Annotated in this window: 20 protein-coding genes and 1 pseudogene; 9 read left to right on the top strand and 12 right to left on the bottom strand. The window is 63.2% G+C overall.

The window, feature by feature from the left end:
- The first annotated feature begins 79 nt into the window (after window positions 1–79).
- The 5 genes and pseudogenes from Q0T48_RS18445 to Q0T48_RS18425 all read left to right on the top strand — a co-directional run bounded on the left by Q0T48_RS18445 (window position 80) and on the right by Q0T48_RS18425 (window position 5,367).
- A complete protein-coding gene (locus Q0T48_RS18445; protein ID WP_295959341.1) occupies window positions 80–2,317 on the top strand; it encodes a heavy metal translocating P-type ATPase in 2,238 nt (745 codons plus the stop codon).
- Between the two features lie 30 nt (window positions 2,318–2,347).
- Window positions 2,348–2,755, top strand: a pseudogene (locus Q0T48_RS18440) (disulfide bond formation protein B); the annotation flags it as partial.
- Window positions 2,743–3,396 (top strand): thioredoxin domain-containing protein, encoded by a 654-nt coding sequence (locus Q0T48_RS18435; RefSeq protein WP_295959339.1) that lies wholly within the window; start codon window positions 2,743–2,745, stop codon window positions 3,394–3,396. The pseudogene Q0T48_RS18440 and the gene Q0T48_RS18435, both read left to right, overlap by 13 nt.
- Before the next feature lie 109 nt (window positions 3,397–3,505).
- A complete protein-coding gene (locus Q0T48_RS18430) occupies window positions 3,506–3,970 on the top strand; it encodes a hypothetical protein (RefSeq protein WP_295959336.1) in 465 nt (154 codons plus the stop codon).
- A 197-nt stretch (window positions 3,971–4,167) separates the two neighbouring features.
- Entirely contained in the window at window positions 4,168–5,367 is a 1,200-nt protein-coding gene (locus tag Q0T48_RS18425) for an MFS transporter (RefSeq protein ID WP_295959333.1), read from the top strand.
- Here Q0T48_RS18425 and Q0T48_RS18420 read toward each other — a convergent pair.
- Window positions 5,364–5,921 carry a CGNR zinc finger domain-containing protein gene (locus Q0T48_RS18420; protein ID WP_295959330.1) on the bottom strand — a complete coding sequence of 186 codons (558 nt, stop codon included), beginning with the start codon at window positions 5,919–5,921 and terminating at the stop codon, window positions 5,364–5,366. The two genes, Q0T48_RS18425 and Q0T48_RS18420, sit on opposite strands and share 4 nt — an antisense overlap.
- Before the next feature lie 76 nt (window positions 5,922–5,997).
- The gene (locus Q0T48_RS18415; RefSeq protein WP_295959327.1) at window positions 5,998–7,134 is read right to left on the bottom strand and encodes a M14-type cytosolic carboxypeptidase; all 1,137 of its coding nucleotides are present in this window, start codon (window positions 7,132–7,134) and stop codon (window positions 5,998–6,000) included.
- Between the two features lie 36 nt (window positions 7,135–7,170).
- On the opposite strand from Q0T48_RS18415, the gene Q0T48_RS18410 reads away from it, so the two are divergent.
- Window positions 7,171–7,692, top strand: coding sequence for a phosphatidylglycerophosphatase A (locus Q0T48_RS18410; protein ID WP_295959324.1), 522 nt, complete (start codon window positions 7,171–7,173; stop codon window positions 7,690–7,692).
- 23 nt (window positions 7,693–7,715) lie between these two features.
- Window positions 7,716–8,207, top strand: coding sequence for a CinA family protein (locus Q0T48_RS18405; protein WP_295959322.1), 492 nt, complete (start codon window positions 7,716–7,718; stop codon window positions 8,205–8,207).
- On the opposite strand, the gene Q0T48_RS18400 is transcribed toward Q0T48_RS18405, so the two are convergent.
- From Q0T48_RS18400 to Q0T48_RS18385, 4 genes are read right to left on the bottom strand one after another with little or no spacing between them, the layout of a single operon-like run.
- On the bottom strand, window positions 8,191–9,171 hold the full coding sequence (locus Q0T48_RS18400) for a response regulator (RefSeq protein ID WP_295959319.1): 981 nt from the start codon (window positions 9,169–9,171) through the stop codon (window positions 8,191–8,193). The genes Q0T48_RS18405 and Q0T48_RS18400 overlap by 17 nt on opposite strands.
- A 35-nt stretch (window positions 9,172–9,206) precedes the next feature.
- Complete coding sequence (locus Q0T48_RS18395; RefSeq protein ID WP_295959316.1) at window positions 9,207–10,361, bottom strand: hybrid sensor histidine kinase/response regulator; 1,155 nt, start codon at window positions 10,359–10,361, stop codon at window positions 9,207–9,209.
- Window positions 10,354–11,703 carry an ATP-binding protein gene (locus Q0T48_RS18390; RefSeq protein ID WP_295959313.1) on the bottom strand — a complete coding sequence of 450 codons (1,350 nt, stop codon included), beginning with the start codon at window positions 11,701–11,703 and terminating at the stop codon, window positions 10,354–10,356. The genes Q0T48_RS18395 and Q0T48_RS18390 overlap by 8 nt, the downstream gene beginning before the upstream one ends.
- Window positions 11,700–13,109: a class I SAM-dependent methyltransferase gene (locus tag Q0T48_RS18385; protein WP_295959311.1), complete on the bottom strand. Its 1,410-nt coding sequence runs from the start codon at window positions 13,107–13,109 to the stop codon at window positions 11,700–11,702. Before Q0T48_RS18385 ends, Q0T48_RS18390 begins: the two co-directional genes overlap by 4 nt.
- 329 nt (window positions 13,110–13,438) lie before the next feature.
- On the opposite strand from Q0T48_RS18385, the gene Q0T48_RS18380 reads away from it, so the two are divergent.
- Window positions 13,439–13,924, top strand: coding sequence for a nuclear transport factor 2 family protein (locus Q0T48_RS18380; protein WP_295959309.1), 486 nt, complete (start codon window positions 13,439–13,441; stop codon window positions 13,922–13,924).
- A 195-nt stretch (window positions 13,925–14,119) separates the two neighbouring features.
- Here Q0T48_RS18380 and Q0T48_RS18375 read toward each other — a convergent pair whose 3' ends face one another.
- Window positions 14,120–14,938, bottom strand: coding sequence for a UPF0149 family protein (locus tag Q0T48_RS18375; protein WP_295959307.1), 819 nt, complete (start codon window positions 14,936–14,938; stop codon window positions 14,120–14,122).
- A 61-nt stretch (window positions 14,939–14,999) separates the two neighbouring features.
- Here Q0T48_RS18375 and Q0T48_RS18370 point away from each other — a divergent pair, with 61 nt between their 5' ends.
- Window positions 15,000–16,658, top strand: coding sequence for an FMN-binding glutamate synthase family protein (locus Q0T48_RS18370; protein WP_295959304.1), 1,659 nt, complete (start codon window positions 15,000–15,002; stop codon window positions 16,656–16,658).
- Here the strand turns inward: Q0T48_RS18370 and Q0T48_RS18365 are convergent.
- The 5 genes from Q0T48_RS18365 to lptA form a co-directional block, all read right to left on the bottom strand.
- Window positions 16,639–17,088 (bottom strand): putative toxin-antitoxin system toxin component, PIN family, encoded by a 450-nt coding sequence (locus Q0T48_RS18365; RefSeq protein WP_295959302.1) that lies wholly within the window; start codon window positions 17,086–17,088, stop codon window positions 16,639–16,641. The two genes, Q0T48_RS18370 and Q0T48_RS18365, sit on opposite strands and share 20 nt — an antisense overlap.
- Window positions 17,078–18,289 (bottom strand): class I SAM-dependent RNA methyltransferase, encoded by a 1,212-nt coding sequence (locus tag Q0T48_RS18360; protein ID WP_295959300.1) that lies wholly within the window; start codon window positions 18,287–18,289, stop codon window positions 17,078–17,080. Before Q0T48_RS18360 ends, Q0T48_RS18365 begins: the two co-directional genes overlap by 11 nt.
- 127 nt (window positions 18,290–18,416) lie before the next feature.
- Window positions 18,417–19,994, bottom strand: coding sequence for an RNA polymerase factor sigma-54 (locus Q0T48_RS18355; protein ID WP_295959298.1), 1,578 nt, complete (start codon window positions 19,992–19,994; stop codon window positions 18,417–18,419).
- A 7-nt stretch (window positions 19,995–20,001) separates the two neighbouring features.
- A complete protein-coding gene (gene lptB / locus Q0T48_RS18350; protein ID WP_295959295.1) occupies window positions 20,002–20,757 on the bottom strand; it encodes an LPS export ABC transporter ATP-binding protein in 756 nt (251 codons plus the stop codon).
- Window positions 20,758–20,762: 5 nt separating this feature from the next.
- Window positions 20,763–21,383, bottom strand: coding sequence for a lipopolysaccharide transport periplasmic protein LptA (gene lptA, locus Q0T48_RS18345; protein ID WP_295959292.1), 621 nt, complete (start codon window positions 21,381–21,383; stop codon window positions 20,763–20,765).
- Between the last annotated feature and the right edge of the window lie 54 nt (window positions 21,384–21,437).

The following is a 21,437-nucleotide window of genomic DNA, read 5'->3' as shown; positions in this document are numbered from 1 at the left end:
AAGGTCTTCCCCAAATAGCAGTTGACTCTATAGTAGCTTCAGGTTGCTTAATGGGCACAACCTGCATCCAGAAAGCCCTATGTCCGACCATACCCACCACCACGAACATTCGCACGACCATGGCCATGAGCATGGCCAAGAACATAGCGATGTAGCCTGTTGCGGCAGTCACGCCGAGCCCGTGCTGGCCCCGCTCCACGCACCGGCCAACAGCAGCAGCGGCGATGTGCTCACCCCCATCCGCATCCTGCAAATGGATTGCCCTACCGAAGAAGCCTTGCTGCGCGGCAAGCTGGGCGGCATGGCCGGAGTGGCCAGGCTGGAATTTAACCTGATGCAGCGCGTGCTGACCGTCACCCACGCCCCTGAGGCGATCGAGCCCATCCTGGCCGCCGTGCGTTCGCTGGGCTACACGCCCGAACTGGCCCAGGGCAGCACGCCGCCCACGCCGGAGCCCGCCAAACCCTGGTCGCCGCTGATTCTGGCCGGGGTGGCCGCAGTTGCGTCCGAAGCCGCGCACTTTGCCGCCCTGCCTTCCTGGGTGCCCGCCCTGCTGGCCCTGATGGCCATCGCCACCTGCGGCCTGACCACCTACAAAAAAGGCTGGGTCGCGCTGCGCAACCGCAACCTAAACATCAACGCGCTGATGAGCATTGCCGTCACCGGCGCGCTGCTGCTGGGCCAGTGGCCCGAAGCGGCCATGGTGATGGTGCTGTTCACCCTGGCCGAGCGCATCGAGGCCCTGTCGCTGGACCGCGCCCGCAACGCCATCCAGGGCCTGCTGCAACTGGCCCCCGAGCGCGCCACCGTGCAGCAGGCCGATGGCAGCTGGCTGGCCGTCGAGGCCAAAGCCGTCCCCCTGCAGGCTCGCGTGCGCATCCAGCCCGGCGAACGTCTGGCGCTGGACGGCAGCATCACCAGCGGCCGCTCCACCATCGACCAGGCCGCCATCACCGGCGAAAGCCTGCCGGTCGAAAAGACCGTGGGCGACAGCGTGTTTGCGGGCACGGTCAACGCCGCCGGTTCGTTCGAGTACCAGGTGAGCGCGTTGGCGGGCGACAGCACGCTGGCCCGCATCATCCACGCTGTGGAAGCCGCCCAGGGTGCGCGCGCGCCCACGCAGCGCTTTGTGGACCAGTTTGCCAAGATCTACACCCCTGTGGTCTTCGTACTCGCCGTGCTGGTGGCCGTGCTGCCGCCGCTGCTGGCAGGCGGCGACTGGTTTGCCTGGGTCTACAAGGCCCTGGTGCTGCTGGTGATTGCCTGCCCCTGCGCACTGGTGATTTCCACCCCGGTCACCATCGTCAGTGGCCTGGCCGCAGCGGCACGCCTGGGGCTGCTGGTCAAAGGCGGTGTGTTCCTGGAGCAGGGCCGCAAGCTGCGCTGGCTGGCGCTGGACAAAACCGGCACCCTGACCCACGGCAAACCCGTGCAAACCGACTTTGCCGTGCTGGACGGCAGTGCGGACACCGAGGCCCGCAGCCTGGCCGCCAGCTTGGCCAGCCGCTCCGACCACCCCGTGTCCCGCGCCGTGGCCGATGCCGCGCAGCGCGACGGCATCGCTCTGCGCGAGGTGGCCAACTTTGAAGCCCTGCCGGGCCGCGGCACGCAAGGCGACATCCACGGCCAGCGCTACCTGCTGGGCAACCACCGCCTCATCCACGAGCAAGGCCTGTGCTCCGACGCGCTGGAGGCCCGTCTGGCCGCCCTGGAAACCCAGGGCAAAACCGTGGTGCTGCTGGCCCACGACAAGCAGGTCATCGCCCTGTTCGCCGTAGCCGATACCGTCAAAGACAGCAGCCGCCAGGCCATCCAGGAACTCCACGCACTAGGCATCCAGACCGTGATGCTCACGGGAGACAACCCCCACACCGCCCAGGCGATTGCCACCCAGGTCGGCATCACCGAGGCCCATGGCGACCTGCTGCCCGAAGACAAGCTGAAGTTCATCGAGGGCAAGATCGGCCCCGATGGAGCCGTGGGCATGGTCGGCGACGGCATCAACGACGCTCCCGCCCTGGCCCGCGCCGACATCGGCTTCGCCATGGGCGCAGCGGGCAGCGGCACCGCGATTGAGACCGCCGACGTGGCCCTGATGGACGACGACCTGCGCAAACTCCCCCGCTTCATCCGCCTGTCGCGCGCCACCCACACGCTGCTGGTGCAAAACATCGTTCTCGCCCTGGGCATCAAGGCGGTGTTTCTGGTGCTCACGTTGATGGGCTCGGGAACCATGTGGATGGCCGTGTTTGCCGACGTGGGGGCCAGTTTGCTGGTGGTCGCCAATGGCCTGCGGCTGGTGCGGTTCCGCGCATGATGCCCGGCCACCAGCCCACGCCAATGGCGGTGGCTCTTCGCCTGCTGGATGCTGGCCCTGGTGTCCACCGCAGGCAGCCTATTCTTGAGCGAGGTGATGGACTACGTGCCCTGCGTGCTGTGCTGGTACCAGCGCATTCCCATGGTGGCCCTGGTCGTGGTGTTAGCGGTCGGCCTGCACGCCCAAGACCCGGGCGTGGTGCAGTACGCCAAACCGCTAGCTCTCATCGGCGCAGTGCTGGCGGCTTACCACTGCCTGCTGTACCTAGGCTTCATCCCCCAAAGCATCCAGCCCTGCGGCAAAGGCCCGTCCTGTGCCGAGGTGAAGCTGGAACTTTGGGGCTTTGTGACGATTCCATTGGTGTCGCTGCTGGCATTTATCGCCCTGTGGATGGGCTTGTTTTTAAGTGAAGAAAAGAGACCTGTATGGCGAAAGTGATGGGCCTGATCGGCGGTGCGGTAGCGGTGGCAGTGCTGTTTGTGGCCGGCATGCGGTTGCACCAACACCAACAGGCCGCAGAGAGCGCCGATGCACTGGTACAAAATCCGGGTTCGTTGGTGAAGTTCCACTCCCCCAGCACCGGCCCCAGCGATGCCGAGGTGACCATCGTGGAGTTCATGGACCCGTCCTGCAAGGCCTGCCGTGCGTTTTACCCGGTCGTCAAATCCGTATTGGACGACAACCCCGACACAGTGCGCCTGGTACTGCGCTACACCGCTTTTCACCCGGGCTCCGATACCGTGGTCAAGATGTTGGAGGCCACCAAGGCCCAAAGCTTGTACTGGCAAAGCCTGGACGCTGTTTTTAAATCGCAACCCTTATGGGCGGTACATGGCAATCCGCAAGTGGAGATGGTCTGGGCCTTTTTACAACCTATCGGCGTGGATACCGAGAAAGCCCGAACCGACATGCAAAGCCCCACCATTGCCGCCGTCCTGGTCCAGGACATGGCCGACGTGGTGGCGCTGAAAGTCGACAAAACCCCCTCCTTCTTCGTCAACGGCAAACCCCTGCTGGAGATCAGCGAACAAGGCCTGCGCGACCTGGTGGCACAAGAAGTCAAAGCCTCCTACCGCTGAAACAAGTGCATTTTTTGCTACGGTTCGTCAGGCATCCCGTCTCCGCCACGCCACTCGGAACACCCATACCATGCCCGTCACACCGTTTCACTTCGGCCTCGGAGCCGCTGTGCATGCTGCTGCCCCAAGGCGCGTGAGCTTCATCGCCTTTTGCGCCGCCAATGTACTGATCGACCTGGAGTCTGCGTACAACCTATGGTACGGCCGCTATCCCGTACACGCTTTTTTGCACACCTATGTGGGCGCCAGTTGCATCTTCGGGGCTACGGTGGGGCTGTTTCTGTGCCTGCGATGGCTGGCATCCCGCCGCCGACTGCCCAACCTGTTTGGCTGGCAAACGCTGTCAGCACGCCAGGTGGCAGCCGGAGCGGCACTGGGCGCGTATTCGCACATCGTGTTCGATAGTGTGATGCACGAGGACATCCGGCCCCTTGCCCCATTCAGCCAGGCGAATGCCCTGCTGGACACCATTCCACTGGGGTATTTACATCTGCTGTGCGTCGCGCTGGGGGGCGTTGGCCTGGCCGTGATGGGCTGGCGTGCGGTGCGGGCGCAACGCCATCGTGCAGATTAAATTGCCTGTGCTGGTGCAATAAGCACGCAAGCCGCTCTTGATACATACCACCGCCATCAAAACGCCGGCGCATCCTCTTCAACCGTGCCCACTTCCACTGGGAAATTCGAGAAGCTCTTTTTCACCAATAAGTAACCATCAAAAATATTTAGAAGGTTACAATTTAACGAGTTAAAACCAACAACCAGAAAGCCCCCATGCACGCGAAAATACTCGGAACGTGGGCGCACTTCCCCCCGCGCATCCGGCATTTGCTGTGGGGGCAGTTGTGCATGAACGCGTCGCACTTCATGACCGTGCCGCTACTGGCGGTGTTTTTGAGCCGGGATCTGGGGCTGGGCCCTGCGGCGTTGGCCACGGTGATGGGGGCCAACCTGCTGTGGGCCCAGTCGCTGCCGCTGCTGGCAGGCCCGCTGGTGGACCGGTACGGCGCCAAACCGGCTCTGGTGCTGGGCCTGTGCCTGCGGGGCTTGGGGTTGGCCGGGTTTGCCAGCCAAAGCGACACGGCGCTGCTGGTGCTGTCTGCATGCCTGTGCGGCGCAGGGGTGGCGGTGTACGAGTCGGCGTTGTTTGGGGTGTTGGGCCGCGAGCCGCCAGAGCGGCTGTCGGCGGTGTTTGCCGCCAACAACCAGATGCTGAACCTGGGGGTCATCGTCGGCCCCATCCTGGGGGCCGTGGGCAGCGCTTTCAGTGTGCGGGCCTGCTTTGCGGTCAGCGTCGTGCTGTTTGGCATGCTGTCGCTGCGGGCCTGGCGGCAACCGGCGATGGACAGCGCACACACCCCGGCATCGGGCGACTGGTGCGGCCTGCGCACCGCGCTGACCCACCGGCCCTTTCAGCTCCTGGTGTGCGCGGCGATGCCCTGGTATTTCTTGTTTCCCCAGCTGTATGTGGCGTTTCCGATTTACCTGAAGAACCTGTCGGAAAGCGGCAGCACGGCCCCCATTTACGTGGTCAACGGCATCGTCGGCGTGGGCTTCATGGTGCTGGCCCGGCAGTGGCTGGTGCACACGCCGCCCCGGCAGTTGCTGCTGCTGGCCTACGCCGCCGCCACCCTGCTGTTTGCCAGCGTGGCGCTGACCGACAGCCTGCTGTGGTTTTACCTGTTTGTGGTGAGCTACACCGTGGTGGAAACCACCATCCTGCCCGCGCTGAAAACCCTGACCTCGACCGTGGCACCCGACGGCAGCCAGGGCACGTTCTTCGGTGTGCTGAGTGTGGCGGGCGCAGTGGCCGGTACGGCGGGCTACTACGTGGGGAGCTGGCTGGTGGTGGATGGCGCGCGGGCTACGGCCTGGCTGGTGTTTGGCACGGTAGGGGCGCTGGGCGTGGTGTTGACCTTGGTTTTGCACGCCCACACAGCAGGCCCGCTACCAAGTGAAGCCGCCACGGCCTAAGCGCCCTTCTGCCGCTCCCTGAAACTGCGTACTTTGGCGATGGTGCCGCAGGCGCGCCCCTCGGGCCCGCCCTTGGACATGCCGCACCAGCGCTTGCTGCGGTTCTTGGAGCTGTCAAAAAAGCACCACTGGCAATCGGCGCAGCATTTCAGACGCACCCAATCGCCGCGCCCGATGGCCTCCATGGCGATCACCAAAATAGCGCCCTGCGCGCTGTGGCGGGGGTTGGTGGTGTGCAGCACCGGCAGCCCGTCCTGTACTTTCACTGCCATGCCCAGCGCAGCCTTCTGCAGCCAGGCATTGAGCGTGCCTTGCAGGCAGCTGGGGTCGGCAATGGTGGCACGCAAATCGTCCCGCAGCCGCAGCATCGCGGCATGGCTGTCTTGCGCACCCAGAGCGAAGGGGAAGAGCGCATTCCACGCAGCGGAATCGCCCAGCAAACCCGGCAGCACGTCGGTGACCACACGGGTGTCGTTGGGGATGGACCAGGTGTTGACGAATTGCTGCAAATGGCCGAGGTGGCCGAGATCGCCAGCAGTTTCTAGGGTTGGCATGGGCGGAGTCCTCTGCACGGTTTACTCTATTTTTAATAGCTACTAGCGCAGGTACGACGTGCGCTAGAGCCACTTTTTATGCAGAAGTGACCGCTAGCACCGCCGACAGCACGCTGGCTCCCAATTTTTTCGATCTAGCCCCGCTCCACCCGCTACGCGCATCCGGCAAATTCGCGTTGTCCTTGAACGGCATTTCGATCGTGAAGGCCAGGCAATTGAAGTTCTGCCCCACCCAGTTGGTCGCCAAACTCAAATTGGCTTGCCCTGGCGCGGCGCGGGGGTAACCGATGGCCGTCTGGAAATCCGGGCTGGCGGCGAGCCAGGCAGCTTTGAAAGTATCTTGCAGAGCCTCGATGCGCGGGCTGTAGCCGGGGGTGGCTTCAGTGCCGACGACGAAGTTATAGGGCAGGTTTTCGTCGCCGTGTGCATCTAAAAACAGGTCCAAACCCACCTGTTGCATCTTCTGGCGTACGTGAAAAACTTCGGGCGACTTCTCGACGCTGGGCTCTTGCCATTCGCGGTTCAGGTTGGTGCCAACGGCGTTGGTGCGCAGGTTGCCCAGGGCCGCGCCGTCAGGGTTCATATTGGGCACGACGAAGAATTCGCAGTGCTGCAGCAGGCTGCGGCTGGTGGGGTCGTCGCGGTCGAGCAGGCGCTGCAAGAAGCCTTCGGCAAACCATTCGGCCATGGTTTCGCCAGGGTGCTGGCGGGCGATGAGCCAGACCTTCTTTTTTGTACCGGTGGCAGCCACGTCGCGGATGTGCAGCAGGGTGATGTCGCGGCCCTGGTGGGTGGCGCCCAGGTGCTGCACGTCCACCAGGTCGGACAGGGAGGCGGTGCCCAGCAGGTCCAGGTGGCGCTCGTACGAGTAGGGTTCGAAGTAGGCGAAGTAGATGCGGTTGGCCGTGGGCGTGGTGCGCACGGTCATGACTTGGCCGTCATAGGTGCAAGGCACGCGGAACCAGCGGCGGCGATCGGTGCTGGCGACCATCTGGTAGCCGTCCCAGCCGGGGGGGTAAGCGCTTTGGCCAGCGTTCAAAAAGCGTAGCACTACCGGCACACCTGCTGCGCCTTGCAGGCAGAAATAGAACCACTGGGCGAAGGCGCTGGCGTTGTCAGGGCGGATCTGGAGCTGGATGTCTTGCGGGTCGGCCAGGCTGACCACGGTGATCGCGCCCGCATCGAACTGGCTGGAAATGTGCAGGGTGTTCATCCAGGGATTATGTGCGCGGAGCCGATAATCGCTAGCATGGACTCCCCTTCTCCCCGCCCCTCGATTCGCCGCCCGACTGTACGGTTTTTGCTGTCGCACCCGGCCCACTTCATCGCCCTGGGTTTCGGCTCGGGCCTAAGCCCGGTGGCCCCCGGCACGGCGGGCACGCTGTGGGCCTGGCTGGCGTTTTTGGTGATCCAGCCGCTGCTGACGCAGGGGCAGATGGCTTGGCTATTGGTGGCTTCGTTCTTTATCGGCTGGTGGGCCTGTACGGTGTGCGCACGGCACATGAATGTGGCCGACCCCGGGGCAATTGTGTGGGACGAGATCATCGCGTTCTGGCTGGTGCTGTGGCTGGTGATGCCCACCGGGCTGCTCGGCCAGGTGGTGGCGTTTGGGTTGTTCCGCTACTTTGATGCGGCCAAGCCGGGGCCAGTGGCCTGGGCCGACCAGGCGTTCAAGGGGCTGAACGCGCGCGGCGGCTTCGGGATCATTTTTGACGACCTGGTGGCGGCGTTTTGCACGCTGCTGGTGATCGCGCTGTGGCGCTCTCTATAAAACTACACTTTTGATAGCAGCTCATGCATACCTTACCTGCGCTAGTGGCCGATTTGATGCTCAAACGGGGTTTATTCCTGGCCACCGCCGAAAGCTGCACCGGTGGCATGATCGCCGCCGCCTGTACCGACCTGGCCGGGTCCAGCACCTGGTTTGACCGCGGCTTTGTGACCTATTCCAACGCCGCCAAAACCGAGATGCTGGGGGTGGATGCCACACTAATCGAGCAGCACGGTGCTGTCAGCGAAGCCGTAGTGCGTGCCATGGCGGCCGGGGCACTGGCCCATTCGCACGCCCAGGTAGCGGTGGCGGTGACCGGCGTGGCAGGCCCCGGCGGCGGCAGTGCCGACAAGCCGGTGGGCACGGTGTGGCTGGGGTTTGCGTTCGGTGGTGCGCTGGCCGGACAGGTGCATGCGGAATGCCAGCACTTCCCCGGCGACCGGGCCGCCGTGCGGGCAGCCACGGTGCAGCATGTGCTGCGGCGGCTGACGGAGCACCTTACTCCGCGTCCTTAGCCAGGTGGCTAATGCGTTCGATCGCGTCGGCCATCCAGTCTGGCGGCAGCGCCGCGGGTGCGCCACCAGACCGCAAATGCACTTCCAGGCCCGCCGGGTTGGCCCGCAATTGCACGCTACCGCCCCAGTACGACAACCACGCCAGCCACGCCACCAAGGGGGGGGATGGGGGTTCGTGCGAGGCGGCATCCAGCAGCCAGGTGAGTGCGCTGCGGTCGACCACGGTGGCGGTGCCGTCCAGCAGTTCGACCTGGCCCGGCAAGGCATCGGCCAGCGCCTGTAGGGCATCAGCGGCGCTGTGAATGGCGGCAAAGCGCGGCTGCCAGCCTGCCAGGGCCTGGCCGATGGCCACGCTGCGCTGGGCTTCGTACTGCATCAGCTCGGCGTGGTCCATGCTGCGCCAGTCGATGGGCGGCAGCGTGCAGCCACTGAGTTCGGCCGCCTGCAGGTAGGCCTGCAAGCCGCGCGCGTAGTCGGCATGCAAAAAACCCGCGCAGATGATGGCCAGTTGCGAGACGCGGCTGGCCAGCAGCTGCTGGCGCTGCACGGCCATTTTTTCGCGCAGCAGGTCGTCACGCTCGCAGCGGGTTTCGGCCAGCTCCAAGGCGTTGCGCATATCTGCGCGCAGCAGCTCCAGGTCCCAGGGCTTGGTGACGTAGCGGTAGATTTCACCGGTATTGATGGCCTCGATGGCCTCGCCCAGCTCGGAGTAGGCGGTGGTAAGCATGCGCACCATTTGGGGATGGTGGTCGCGGGCGTAGCGCAGTAACTCGTTGCCCAGGGCACCCGGCATGCGCTGGTCGGAGATCAGTACGGCGATTTCTGCGCCACGCGCGCGCAACACGGCCTTGCCTTCTTCCACCGACAAGGCGGTAAGCACCGGGGCCATGGGGTTGATCAAACGCTCAAAGTATTTGAGTGCCATCGGTTCATCATCGACGTACAGAATCTTGTCGGGTCTCATAGGGGGGCCTTGCCAGGGTTGTCAACAGAAAAAGACTAGAAATACAGGGCTACGCACGCCCCTTGTCCAGCGACGGAGGTAATCGCAATGCTGGCACCCATGGACTGCAGCACGCGGCGGCACAGCACCAGGCCCATGCCGTGGCGGCCGGTGTCGGCGCGCGGGGCCGTGGGTTGCAGGGTCAGGCGCTCCAGCAGCACGGGCGCAATGCCGGGGCCATTGTCGGCAAAGCGGATGCAGGTACGCTGGGTGTCTGCATCAAAGCCTAGCCAGATGAGCAGACGCGGCTGGGGCCAGCCACGCAGGGCTAGCAAGGCGTTTTTAGTCAGGGTGCACAGCACCAGGTACAGCAGGTCGCGGCGGCCCGGCAGCACGAAATCGGCCTCGACCTGGATGCTGACGCATGTGCGCTCATCACCGCTAAAGGGGTATTCGTCCAGCAAGGCCTTGAGCAGGCTACTGGCCATCAGAGGTTGGGGAGTACCAGAGGCATCGGGGTAGGCATCGCGGGCCGATTGCACGAAGCTGGATACCAGCGACTGGCAGTACAGGGCCTGGCGCTCGGCCGATAGCAGTGCCTTCATGATTTCGCCCGGCACCCCCTCGGCAAACAACGCCACGCCGGCCTTGTCTGCCGGGGTGAACTCAGGGGCCAGGTGCCGCTCTTTCAAGGCCGCAATGTAGCCCCGCACAGTGCCCAGCGGGGTATGGAGTTCGTGGGCCAAAAAACCCAGGGTGTCGCGCATGGCGGTGACGCGGCTGGCATGCACCAGGTGCTGCAGCGTCTGCTGGCGGTACAGGGCCAGTGCGTCGCGCAAGGCTTGGCGGGTGAACTCAATGGCCAGCGGTTTTTCCAAAATACGGAACACCTGCCCCTCGTTGACGGCAGTGATGGCCAGCGATTTGTCGGCATACCCGGTGGCCAGCATGCGCACCAGCGGCCGGTAGTCCCGCAGTACTACGCGCAGCAGGTCCATGCCGTCGCGCTGGGGCATGCGGTAGTCGGTGACCACCACGGCAATCTCAGACCCGTGGGCTTGCAGTATGGCCAGCGCGGCATCTACGCTGGTGGCGGTGAGTATGGTGAATTCGTCTGCCAGGCTGCGGGCAAACCATTTGCAAGACTGGGGCTCATCATCTACGTACAAGATGGTGGTGGCGGGTGGCACGAACGGGGCAAATTCAGACATTTTTATGGGCAAGTCCTAAGTCAAACGCAAATTCGGTCCACGCGCCAGGCTCGCTGCTGACACGCAGGGAGCCGCCGTGGCGCTGCACGATGGCATAGCTGACACTCAGGCCCAGGCCCAGGCCTTTGCCCACGTCGCGGGTGGTAAAAAACGGCTCGAACACGCGGGCGAGGTGCTCGGGCTGGATGCCGGTGCCGTTGTCGCGCACGGTGACTTCCAGCCGCTCACCCACGTGCACGGCCCGCACAACGATGCACGGCGCGGCGCGGCCGGCTTTGTGCAAGGCCAGCGCGGCATTGCCCAGCAGATTGATGAGCACGCCGATGAGTGCCGGCTCGTCGCCACGCACATGGGTGTCCAGGGGCAGGTCCACCGGCACGGCGATACCCTTGAGCTCAAAGCCGGTCAGGCGCAGGGCCGACTGCAGGGCTTTTTCAAACAGGAAGATGCGGCTGTTGCTGGTGTCACCAGGCTGCTGGTAGGCAAAGGTTTTGAGGTCGGAGACGATGCTTTGCACCCGCTGCATGCCCTCTTTGGCATCGCCCAGGCTTTCTTGCAGGTCGGCGCTTTTCAGCACCCCTGGGTCCATCAAGGACATGTTGAGCGCCATCAGGCTGTAGTTGACCGGGTTGTTGACCTCGTGCAGCAAACCGGCGGCCAGGGTGCCCAGAGCGGCCATTTTTTCCTGCTGCATCATGTGGCCCTTGATCTCGGCCAGAGCCCGGTTGGTTTGCTGCAGGGCGATATTTTTCTGCTCGATTTCTTTTTTGAGCCGATACGACAGCCAGCGCCAACGCTCGTTGTAAACGGCCAAAGACACTCCGATGATGGCGTAAAAAAGCATGAACAAGGCGTTGCCCCAAAAGGCGTGAAAGTCCTGGATACCGCCTTTGCGCCAAATACAGGCCGCACAGTAAGCCACCAGGGTCAAGGTGCCAAAAAAGGTAGCTTCCAGAAAAGAGATCGGTAAGAAAAACGCCATTCCACTCAAAACAAAGGTCAGACCCACGAAATAGATCGACTGCTCGCCATCGGTTTTGAAAATCATCCAGGACACCATGGCCTGGGGAATGCAAATCCAGAAATACGTCAACGCCTTGATGTGCTCGCGGCCCCAAGCCCCCCGGTAGCTCAGCAGTACCAGCCCGATCAACGCACAGACGGCGATGCGCAACACAAAAAACTCAGGGGCAAACTGGGGGTAAAAAATATGGTCCAGCGCCAGCCCGGCCAGCACCAGAGCCATGGTCATCAGGCAGGCCGCGCGGCTGTTAAAAATCAAATACCCGTGCAGCTCTTTACGGTAGGCTGCATTTTTGCGCGGCTGGATGAATCGCATCATGTGCCTAGTTCACCCACGGTGGACTCGACAAAAACATTCACCCCCGTGACATCGGTATAGACCTGGGTATCGCGCAGCCCAGGCGGCAGGATTTTTTGCACACCGGCCTCATCGCGGTACACCAGATGCCATTCTAAAAAATGCTCCATCCAGCGCCGCTCAGGGTTACTGGAATGCACATTGGTGATCAGTAGCTTGCCACCCACGCGCGACTGGCTGGCCATGTATTTGATGAGGCGGTTGCACACCTTGTCGGTCAAATAATCAAACAAACCCGCACAGTACACGTAATCAAACCGGTCGGCATCGGCCAGGGGCTGGGTCAGGGTGGCGCGCTTGAGCAACTGGTTGACCGACGCGTGCTGCATGGTGAGGCGCAGGGTTCTGCCCGTGCCCTGCTGCAGCCCCTCCAGCAGCTTGCGGGTGTAGTCCAGGGTTTCTTCGCTGAAATCCACCAGCACGAATTCCAGGCTATCAAAATGCGGATTTTTTTGCACCAGCCGCTGGATTTCCAGGGCCGGACCGCAGCCGATATTGAGCACCCGCATTGGTCGCCCAAGTTGCACTGCCTGCGCGGCGAGTTTTTCCAGCCGTTCCAGCAGGATATCAATGCGGTTGCGGTGGGCCTGGGCCACACCGGCCTGCAAAAACATGAAGTTCACCAACTGGAAATAGCTGGTGGGGCCCTGCCGGGGGTCCCCCACGATCTGGTTCACCATCTCGTAATCACCCGCGTAGCCCATGGGCTTGGAGAAGGTGCGGTGCACAAATGGGGCCCGCAATATCAGCGGATGGATGGCGGTTTGGGCAAAGCTGCGGTGCATGGGCACCAAGTCTTCCGGCACCAGGGCGGCTTCCCGGTCAAACCACAGCAGATATTCGCGGCCCTTGTGTAGCAGCGGGGTGCCCAGTTCGACAAACACCTCGGGCTGGATCCGCCCGTCGGCATCGCGCGGCAGGCTGCCAGCCACGTCGAGCTGGTCCACCCAGCGCGACACCTCGGAAAAATAGGCCCGCATTTCGCTCACCACCACCTGGTATTCGCGCCGTACATTGAAGCGGCTGCCCCAGTCCTGCACAAAGGCACTGGCGGCCTGGCCGACGGCGGCGGAGCCGGGCTGCATCAGCCCCACCTCGTTCCACTGGTCCATCAAATTTACAGATACCACCACCATCAGGCCGGTATTGACCAAGCTGACAACCACGGCCTTGCCCTGGTACACCGTCTGCTGGGCGGAGCGCACAGTGAGGTCGTGCAGCATTTCGCTGATCTGCACCAAGGCATCCGGGTTGTACACCTCCATGACCAAAGAGCCCCGCTGGTGGCTGACGAGGGTACCGCGAACGGCTTCATGCTTGCTGTTGCGAAAACTGATAACCGGATGGATGGAGCTTAAAGACTGCACAGGGATAGGGCACTCAAAAAGGATCGGCCTGCAGCGCTGCACAGGCTATCGGTTAACGTGGACCAACTTCCCATGGGCAAAACGCAGTACGTGCCGCGCATGGAGAGCCAGGATGGATATGGACGGTCTACCGATTGGCATACGCCCCCAATACGGCGCGTGCCACACGATTTACGCCCGTATTCTTTCAGTTCACGCATTCTGCAAAGCTCCAATCAAGCCCCCAAACTCCCCGCTTGTAACAGCTGCACACAGTGCGTAAGCAATGTGTAGTCTATACAAGGCCAGAGCACTCAGAATGTAATTATTTGAAACAATAAAAGGACGCCATGCACCCTAACCAACGAACGCTGGAACGTTTTTATGCGGCCTTTGCCCAGCTCGACGCCGACACCATGGCTGCCTGCTATGCAGAGGACGCGCAGTTTGACGATGAAGTATTTTCTTTGCATGGAAAGCGGGAGCTTGGCGGCATGTGGCGCATGCTGTGCGCCGCTACCCGCACCCAGGGCCGGGATGTATGGGAGCTGGAATCCAGTGGCCTACAGGCCGATGCCAGCACTGGTAAGGCCCACTGGGAGGCGCACTACCGGTTCAGCACGACGGGTCGACTGGTGCATAACCGGATTGACAGCGCCTTCAGCTTTAACCCGGCAGGGCTGATCGTGAACCACGTGGACCGGTTTGATTTTTGGCGCTGGTCGCGCCAGGCATTGGGCACTCCAGGGCTGCTACTGGGCTGGACCCCGCTTCTGCTCACCAAGGTACGCCGACAGGCCGCCGCTAATTTAAAGAAGTTTCTGGCGAGGCCGTGAGCCTGAACTTCTACCAAGTGCCGTAGAGGCTCACTCGTAGCTCACCCAACTTTCAGACAGGACGCGCGCTCCCAGGAGGCCGTGGAACTGGCTCTGCCAGGCCACCAGCATCGCCCCTGTATGTCGTATCGGTTTTTCAAACCGATACGAAGGAGTTAACGGAAAGCGCTTGCGCTGTAGCCTGGGGGTGTGCGATCAGGTCATGCCGTGGCACTTCTTGTACTTTTTCCCGCTGCCACAAGGGCATGCGTCATTACGACCTGGCGTGGCCTCGACGCGCACGGTTTCCACCCGCGGGCCAATGCTGCGCCAGAGTCCGCGCAGGTCGTACACCGCCCACATGGCCTCGCCAAAGGCCTCCATGCGGGCCATGGACATGCTGGGGGGTGGCTCTTCGCCACCTTCTTCATCCGGACCAAAGGCGGAGACTTCGGCCGGGCCGGTGTCGTCTTCGGTGAGTGCCACGATGGCATCCAGCGCCGCATCCAGCGCCTTCACGGCTTCTTTGTCTTTGGCCGGGGCCACCCATTCTTCGGGCCAGGATTCGACCGCGAACATGAAGCCCAAGGCCCACACCTGGCCGAACGCGGGCAGCGGGCCTTCGTCTTCTTCACCCAGCATGGCTTCGGCACGTTCTTCGGGGCTCAGCGACAGCATCATGGCGCGCACGTCCAGCACCTCAGGGGTGTAAGCTTTTTCGTCCGACAGGTTGCGCACATCCTCTTCGTCCAGCGCCGTGGTCACTTCCGCAAAGCGGCGCATCCACAGGGACATGAAGGCTTCTTTTTGGGCCTCGTCGGCAAAGCTGCCTTCGCCGTCTTCACCAATGTCGAGCAGCACCGACAGGTACTCGCTGGGGGCGATGGGCTTGCGGCCACAAATGACGGCGGCCATGAAGCCCTCACAAAACTCCCACTGCGGAGTTTCGTCATAGCGCTCACGCAGGTCTTCCAGGATCAGATCCAGGGCATCAAAGTCGTCGGGCTGCAGGGGGGGTAGGGAGGTCGAAGTCATGGTGATCACTGGTAGCAAACCCCCAGTTTAGCCAGTAGCATCGCGCCCAGGAGAAATGTCTATGCTGGAATACTTGAATACGGTCTACCCCATCCGCTACACCGCCATGGGGCTGTGCGTGATGGGCCTGTTGCTGAGCCTGTTCAGCCTAGTGGCCTTCCACACCGGGCTGCTGCCGCTGCTGGTGTTTGGGGGGCTGGTGGTGCTGGGGATTTTTGACCTGCGCCAGACCAAAAAGTCGGTGCTGCGCAACTACCCGGTGATCGGCCACATGCGCTACATACTGGAGTACGTGCGCCCCGAAATCCGCCAATACTTCATCGAAGCCGACAACGATGCCAACCCGTTTTCGCGCGCCCAGCGTTCGCTGGTGTACCAGCGCGCCAAGAGCGACATTGACAAGCGCCCGTTTGGCACCCAGCTGGACGTGCTGGCCGAGGGCTATGAGTGGATCAACCACTCGGTGGCCCCCACCGTCAGCCCCACACACGACTTTCGCACCACCATCGGGCTGGACAGCCGCACCGGGCTGCAGGCCGTCAGCTCCAGCTGCACCCAGCCCTACAGCGCCAGCGTGTTCAGCATCTCGGCGATGAGCTTTGGCGCGCTGTCGGCCAACGCCATCCTGGCACTGAACCAGGGGGCCAAGCAAGGCCACTTTGCGCACGACACGGGCGAAGGCTCGATCTCGGTACACCACAAAACCCATGGCGGGGACCTGGTGTGGGAGATCGGCTCGGGCTACTTCGGCTGCCGCAACGACGACGGCACATTCAACCCCGAGCGCTTTGCCGCCAACGCCGCCAACCCGCAGGTCAAGATGATTGAGCTCAAGCTCAGCCAGGGGGCCAAGCCCGGCCACGGTGGCGTGCTGCCCGGCCCCAAGGTGAGCGCCGAGATTGCCGAGGCCCGCGGCGTGCCCGAGGGGGTGGACTGCGTGTCGCCCTCCGCCCACAGCGCCTTCACGAACCCGGTGGAAATGATGCTGTTCATCGCCCGGCTGCGCGAACTGTCGGGCGGCAAGCCCACCGGCTTCAAGCTGTGCATCGGCCACCCCTGGGAATGGTTTGCCATGGTCAAGGCCATGCAGGTCACCGGCATCACGCCCGACTTCATCGTGGTGGACGGGGCCGAGGGTGGCACCGGCGCGGCACCGCTCGAATTCACCGACCACGTAGGCGCGCCGCTTCAAGAGGGCCTGCAGCTGGTGCACAACACCCTGCGCGGCGTGGGTTTGCGCAGCCGCATCCAACTGGGCTGCGCGGGCAAGGTGGTCAGCGCCTTCGACATCGCACGGATGATGGCGCTGGGGGCCGACTGGTGCAATTCGGCCCGGGGCTTCATGTTTGCGCTGGGCTGCCTGCAGGCCCAGGCCTGCCACACCGGCCACTGCCCCACAGGGGTGACCACCCAAGACCCCGTGCGCCAGCAGGCGCTGATCGTGCCCGACAAAGCGGTGCGGGTCTTCAACTTCCACCAGAACACGCTGAAGGCGCTGAAAGAGATGGTGCAGGCCGCCGGGCTGATGCACCCGGGCGACATCACCGCCCACCACATCGTGCGCCGGGTGAACGAAACCGGAGTCAAGCTGCTGGTCAGCCTGATGCCGCCACTGCCCATGGATGCCCTGCTGGACCGGGACATCAGCGCCCTGCCAAATGTCTACAAGTTCTACTGGCCACGCGCCAGCGCCGACAGCTTTACGCTACAAATAGAATAGCCACTTGTGTAGATACGCCCTGGGCTAGAAGCCTTTTTTTCATAGAAAGTACGGCTTTATCCTTGCTCAAGAGCAGCGCCTGGTGGGCCACGGCCAGGTCGATGAAGCACTGGTCGTCCGGGTCCTTGCAGATAGCGGTGGTGCGGGGGGCCACCTCCACCAGCGTGGCGTATCGGTCGAACTGGGCCAGCACATCGGCTTTGCTGGTTTGGTAAAAAGCCAGCTTGGGAATAAGGTGCGCGTAGTCCAGCACCCGCTCCAGCTCGTTGCGCATGTGCTGCGTGGCCAGCCAGCGCAGTTGGCCGCTGGCCAGCGCGGGCTGCAAGGGTTTGGAGATCTTGTCGTCGAAGATAAAAACATCCAGGACGATGTTGGTGTCGATCACCACCGTGTGCGGGCCTGCGCCCAGCTCCAGCGGCTTATGGGGCATCGGCACCGCGCCGCGCCGACCCGGCGACCATGTCGAAGCGGAACAAACGGCATTCAATGGGGCCGTTCCACATCGGCACGCGGCGCGATTCCTTCAGGCGCATCTTGCCGGGCAGTTTCAGGTCGGGGGTGAGGATCCAACCGGTCCAGCCGGCGTAGTTGCGCTTCCAGTGGGTGGCCAGCTGGGGGAAGAATTCGCTGTTACCGGCCTCGCCGTCCTCGGTTTTTGCGGCTTCGCGGCGACCGGCCACACCGGCCACCTCGATCCGCTCGCCGTAGGGCGGGTTCAGCAGCATCACGCCGGATGGCGCGGGCGGCATGCGCTGCAAGGCATCACCGCCGCGGAACTCGACCACGCCCGTGACCCCGGCGCGCTCGGCATTGCGGGTGGCAAAATCGACCATCCGGAAGGCCACGTCGCTGCCGAAAATCTGGGTCTGTGGCTCGTGCTCGGCCTCGGCTGCCTGGTCCTGGATGGCCGACCACACATGGGGCTGGAACGGCAGCAATTTCTCAAAACCAAAGCGGCGCAGGCTGCCCGGCGCGATATTACAGGCGATCTGCGCGGCCTCGATGGCGATGGTGCCGCTGCCGCAGCAGGGGTCGTAGAAGGGCGTGGTGCCGTCCCAGCCGCTAGCGGCAATCATGGCGGCGGCCAGGGTTTCCTTCAGCGGGGCATCGCCCTTGTCTTCACGCCAGCCGCGTTTGAACAGCGCGTCGCCCGAGGTGTCGATGTAAATGGTGGCGTGCTCGGTGGTCAGATGCAGGTAGATGCGTGCGTCGGGCCACTGCACGTTGACATCGGGGCGCACACCGGTTTTGAAGCGGAAGCGGTCGGCCACGGCATCCTTGACCTTCAGGGCGGCGAAGTTCAGCGAGGTCAGCGGGCTGTGCTGCGCGGTGACTTCGATCTTGAAGCTCTGTTTGGGCGTGAACCAGATCTCCCAAGCCACGTTGCTGGCGGCCTCGTACAGGTCTTGCTCATTGCGGTAGGGCGTGCTGGACAGCTCGATCAGCACCCGCTGCGCCAAGCGGCTGTGCAAATTGAGCCGCATCGCGTCGCGCCACGACGAGCGCACCAGCACACCACCCCGGTGCGAGCGCAAATCCTCGCCTTGCAGCCCGGTAATCGCGTGCACCTCTTCGGCCAGCAGCTCTTCCACGCCAGCGGCGCAGGGTAAAAATAATTGGAGTTGGTTCATGGAGTCGGTGCCAAAGTGGGGCGCGGAGCGGGTCCGCTGGGAGGCATGGAGTATCCCATAGGGGCACCTGGGCTTGCCAGCGCCCCTGGCCAGAGCCCGCACGGACCGGGGATCGGCCAGATGCCGGTTACAGGGCCTTGCGCAGATTCGTCGGTGCAATCCGCAGGGCTTCGCGGTACTTGGCCACCGTGCGGCGGGCGCATTCAATGCCCTGCTCTTTCAGCATGTCCGATAGCTGGCTGTCGCTGAGCGGCTTTTTCAGGTCTTCGGAGGCCACGAACTGCTTGATCAGCGCGCGTACCGCCGTGCTGGACGCATTGCCGCCGGTCTCGGTGCCCAAGGACGAACCAAAGAAGTATTTCAGCTCGAAGGTACCGTAGGGCGTGGCCATGTATTTGGCAGTGGTGACGCGGCTGATGGTGGACTCGTGCAAGCCCAACTCGTCGGCAATCTCGCGCAGCACCAGCGGGCGCATGGCCAGCGCGCCGTGGCTGAAGAAGTTCTTCTGCCGCTCCACGATCGCGTTGCTAACCCGCAAAATGGTGTCGAAGCGCTGTTGGATGTTCTTGATGAACCAGCGCGCCTCTTGCAGCCGCTGCTGCAGCGCCGCGTTGTTCGACGAATCCCTGCCGCCGCCCTTGTGCTGGCGCAGGGCGTTGGCGTAGATGTCGTGCACGCGCAGGCGCGGCATCACCTCGGGGTTCAGCACCACCCGGAACTTGGCACTGGTGCCGCGCCCGACCTTGGCGACGATCACGTCAGGCACCACGATGTTGCGCTCCACATCCACAAAGCGGCGACCAGGCTTGGGCTCCAGGCGGGCAATCAGCGCGATGGCCAGCTTGATGTCGGCATCGGTGGCGTGGCAAAGCTGCGCCAAGCGCTTTACGTCGCGCCGGGCCAGCAGATCCATGGGCTGGCGGCAGATGCGCAGCGCAGTTTTGCGTGCCGGGTCGTCGCCCATGGTGGCTTGCAGCGCCTTGAGCTGCAGCACCAGGCATTCGCCCAGATGGGTGGCACCGACGCCAGCGGGCTCCAGGCTTTGCAGCAGGCGCAGGGCCACGGTGAAGCGGTGCACCAGCTCCTCCTGGGCTTCCACATCGTCGCCAGCCAGGCCCTGGGCCAGGGTGGGCAGATCGTCTTCCAGGTAGCCGTCGTCGTTCAGTGATTCGATCAGGAAGCGCAGCGCCGCCTGGTCCACCTCGCCCAGGCGCAGCGCCAGGGCCTGGCGGTGCAGAAAGCTGGTCAACGATTCCTGGTTGCGGGCCAGCTCGGTGGCATCGGCCTCGCCGTCTTCGCCCAGGTTGTTCTGGCGCGCGGGTGCGTCGCCGCCCCACTCGCTGTCGTCGGGTTTCATTTCCGAGGTGCCGTCGCCGTCCCAACTGGTGTCGTCGCCGCCGGTGAGCGGCGTTTCAGAGTCATTTGAGGCCTCAGCGCTGGATTCACCTGCGTACTCAGCTACAGAAGTAGGAGCAGACTCGGTTTCACGATCGCCCGCACTGACGGGCGTGTCGGCTTGGGCCAGGCCGAACTCTTCGCGCGGCGCGTCGTCCAGGTTACGTTCCAGAAACGGGTTGTCGTCCAGCATCTGGTCCACTTCCTGGCTCAGTTCCAGGGTGGACAGCTGCAAGAGGCGGATGGACTGCTGCAGCTGGGGCGTGAGCGCCAGGTGCTGGGAGACGCGTAGGGAGAGGCCTTGCTTCATCTAAGCACTACATCCGGAAATGTTCGCCGAGGTAGACGCGCCGCACATCGGCGTTATCGACGATCTCGGACGGCGTGCCTTCGGCCAGCACGTTGCCGTCGCTGATGATGTAGGCGTGGTCGCAAATACCCAGGGTTTCGCGCACGTTGTGGTCGGTGATCAACACGCCGATGCCACGCGACTTCAAAAAGCCGATGATGCGCTGGATCTCGATCACGGCGATCGGGTCGATACCGGCAAACGGTTCGTCCAGCAGGATAAAGCGCGGCTGGGTGGCCAACGCACGGGCGATTTCGACCCGGCGGCGCTCGCCTCCAGACAAGGCCATGGCGCTGGACTGGCGCAGGTGCTCAACCCGCAGGTCTTCCAGCAAGGCGGTCAGGCGCTCCTCAATCATCGGCTTGGTCAACGATTTTCCCGCTGCGTCGTGCTGCAGCTCCAGCACGGCGCGCACGTTTTCTTCCACCGTGAGCTTGCGAAAAATCGAGGCCTCTTGCGGCAAATAGCTCAGGCCCAGGCGCGAGCGGCGGTGGATCGGCATGTGCTCGACCGGCTGGCCGTCAATGGAGATGCTGCCACCATCGGCCCGCACCAAGCCCACAATCATGTAAAACGAGGTGGTTTTGCCCGCGCCGTTAGGCCCCAGCAGCCCCACTACCTCGCCTTTTTTGACCGCCAGGGTCACGTCTTTGACGACTTTGCGGCTGCCATAGGTCTTTTGCAGATGGCGGGCCTCCAGGCGACTTTCTACGACTTCCGCCACGGCCGTCACTTCTGCGGCCCCTCAAGCGTGGTGGTGGACCGCAGTGCGGGGCTGGTGGTGCCCGCAGGGGCGGACTCGGTTGGCACCACCACCTTGGGGGTCAGCATGGCGCGGACCCGGCCGTTCTGGCCGCCCGGGTTGTTGGCGGGGGTGCCGTTGTCTACCGTGAAAACATCGGTAGTGTTGTCGTAGACGATGACACCGCCGGTGACTTCGTCGTTGACCTTGCTGCCCAGCAGGCGGCGCATCACGGCGCGCTTGATGAACCGCACGTTGTCCAGCTTGCTGCTGTACTCGATGGTTTCGCCCTCGCCTTCGATGTATTCATCGACGCCGTCGCGCTTTTGCTTGAAGTAAGCCAGTTTGCCCGGCTCGGCGGTGACCACACCAAACTGGTTGCCCTCGGCATCCTGGCGCACATCCACGCGGGCACCCCGGATGACGATAGTCCCCTTGGTCATGACCACGCGGCCGGTAAATACATTGGTTTGCTTCAGATCGTCGTAGCGCATGGCATCGGATTCGACGTTCATGGGCTTGAGGCGATCGGCTTTTTCAGCCCAGGCAGAGCCGCCCGCGCAAGCGCACAGCAACAAGAGTAGGAGAGTGTGGTAGGCGTTTTTCATAGAGGCACGAATCTTGCACATGATTGTAGCGGTCGATTCGGCCTGCCCAGAAAA

Origin of the sequence: Rhodoferax sp., assembly GCF_025354435.1 — a bacterium.
Classification (GTDB): domain Bacteria; phylum Pseudomonadota; class Gammaproteobacteria; order Burkholderiales; family Burkholderiaceae_C; genus Rhodoferax_B.
The sequence above is the reverse complement of the archived record's forward strand: the minus strand, read 5'-3'. Positions and strand labels throughout refer to the sequence as shown.

What these genes read in the sequence shown, in the direction of transcription:
- Q0T48_RS18445 (WP_295959341.1), top strand. Translation starts at nt 80, where the DNA reads ATGTCCGACCATACCCACCACCACGAACATTCGCACGACCATGGCCAT.
- Q0T48_RS18435 (WP_295959339.1), top strand. Translation starts at nt 2,743, where the DNA reads ATGGCGAAAGTGATGGGCCTGATCGGCGGTGCGGTAGCGGTGGCAGTG.
- Q0T48_RS18415 (WP_295959327.1), bottom strand. Translation starts at nt 7,134, where the DNA reads ATGAACACCCTGCACATTTCCAGCCAGTTCGATGCGGGCGCGATCACC.
- Q0T48_RS18405 (WP_295959322.1), top strand. Translation starts at nt 7,716, where the DNA reads ATGCATACCTTACCTGCGCTAGTGGCCGATTTGATGCTCAAACGGGGT.
- Q0T48_RS18400 (WP_295959319.1), bottom strand. Translation starts at nt 9,171, where the DNA reads ATGAGACCCGACAAGATTCTGTACGTCGATGATGAACCGATGGCACTC.
- Q0T48_RS18370 (WP_295959304.1), top strand. Translation starts at nt 15,000, where the DNA reads ATGCTGGAATACTTGAATACGGTCTACCCCATCCGCTACACCGCCATG.
- Q0T48_RS18410 (WP_295959324.1), top strand. Translation starts at nt 7,171, where the DNA reads ATGGACTCCCCTTCTCCCCGCCCCTCGATTCGCCGCCCGACTGTACGG.
- Q0T48_RS18355 (WP_295959298.1), bottom strand. Translation starts at nt 19,994, where the DNA reads ATGAAGCAAGGCCTCTCCCTACGCGTCTCCCAGCACCTGGCGCTCACG.
- Q0T48_RS18375 (WP_295959307.1), bottom strand. Translation starts at nt 14,938, where the DNA reads ATGACTTCGACCTCCCTACCCCCCCTGCAGCCCGACGACTTTGATGCC.
- lptA (WP_295959292.1), bottom strand. Translation starts at nt 21,383, where the DNA reads ATGAAAAACGCCTACCACACTCTCCTACTCTTGTTGCTGTGCGCTTGC.
- Q0T48_RS18380 (WP_295959309.1), top strand. Translation starts at nt 13,439, where the DNA reads ATGCACCCTAACCAACGAACGCTGGAACGTTTTTATGCGGCCTTTGCC.
- Q0T48_RS18395 (WP_295959316.1), bottom strand. Translation starts at nt 10,361, where the DNA reads ATGTCTGAATTTGCCCCGTTCGTGCCACCCGCCACCACCATCTTGTAC.
- Q0T48_RS18360 (WP_295959300.1), bottom strand. Translation starts at nt 18,289, where the DNA reads ATGAACCAACTCCAATTATTTTTACCCTGCGCCGCTGGCGTGGAAGAG.
- Q0T48_RS18365 (WP_295959302.1), bottom strand. Translation starts at nt 17,088, where the DNA reads ATGCCCCATAAGCCGCTGGAGCTGGGCGCAGGCCCGCACACGGTGGTG.
- Q0T48_RS18425 (WP_295959333.1), top strand. Translation starts at nt 4,168, where the DNA reads ATGCACGCGAAAATACTCGGAACGTGGGCGCACTTCCCCCCGCGCATC.
- Q0T48_RS18420 (WP_295959330.1), bottom strand. Translation starts at nt 5,921, where the DNA reads ATGCCAACCCTAGAAACTGCTGGCGATCTCGGCCACCTCGGCCATTTG.
- Q0T48_RS18390 (WP_295959313.1), bottom strand. Translation starts at nt 11,703, where the DNA reads ATGATGCGATTCATCCAGCCGCGCAAAAATGCAGCCTACCGTAAAGAG.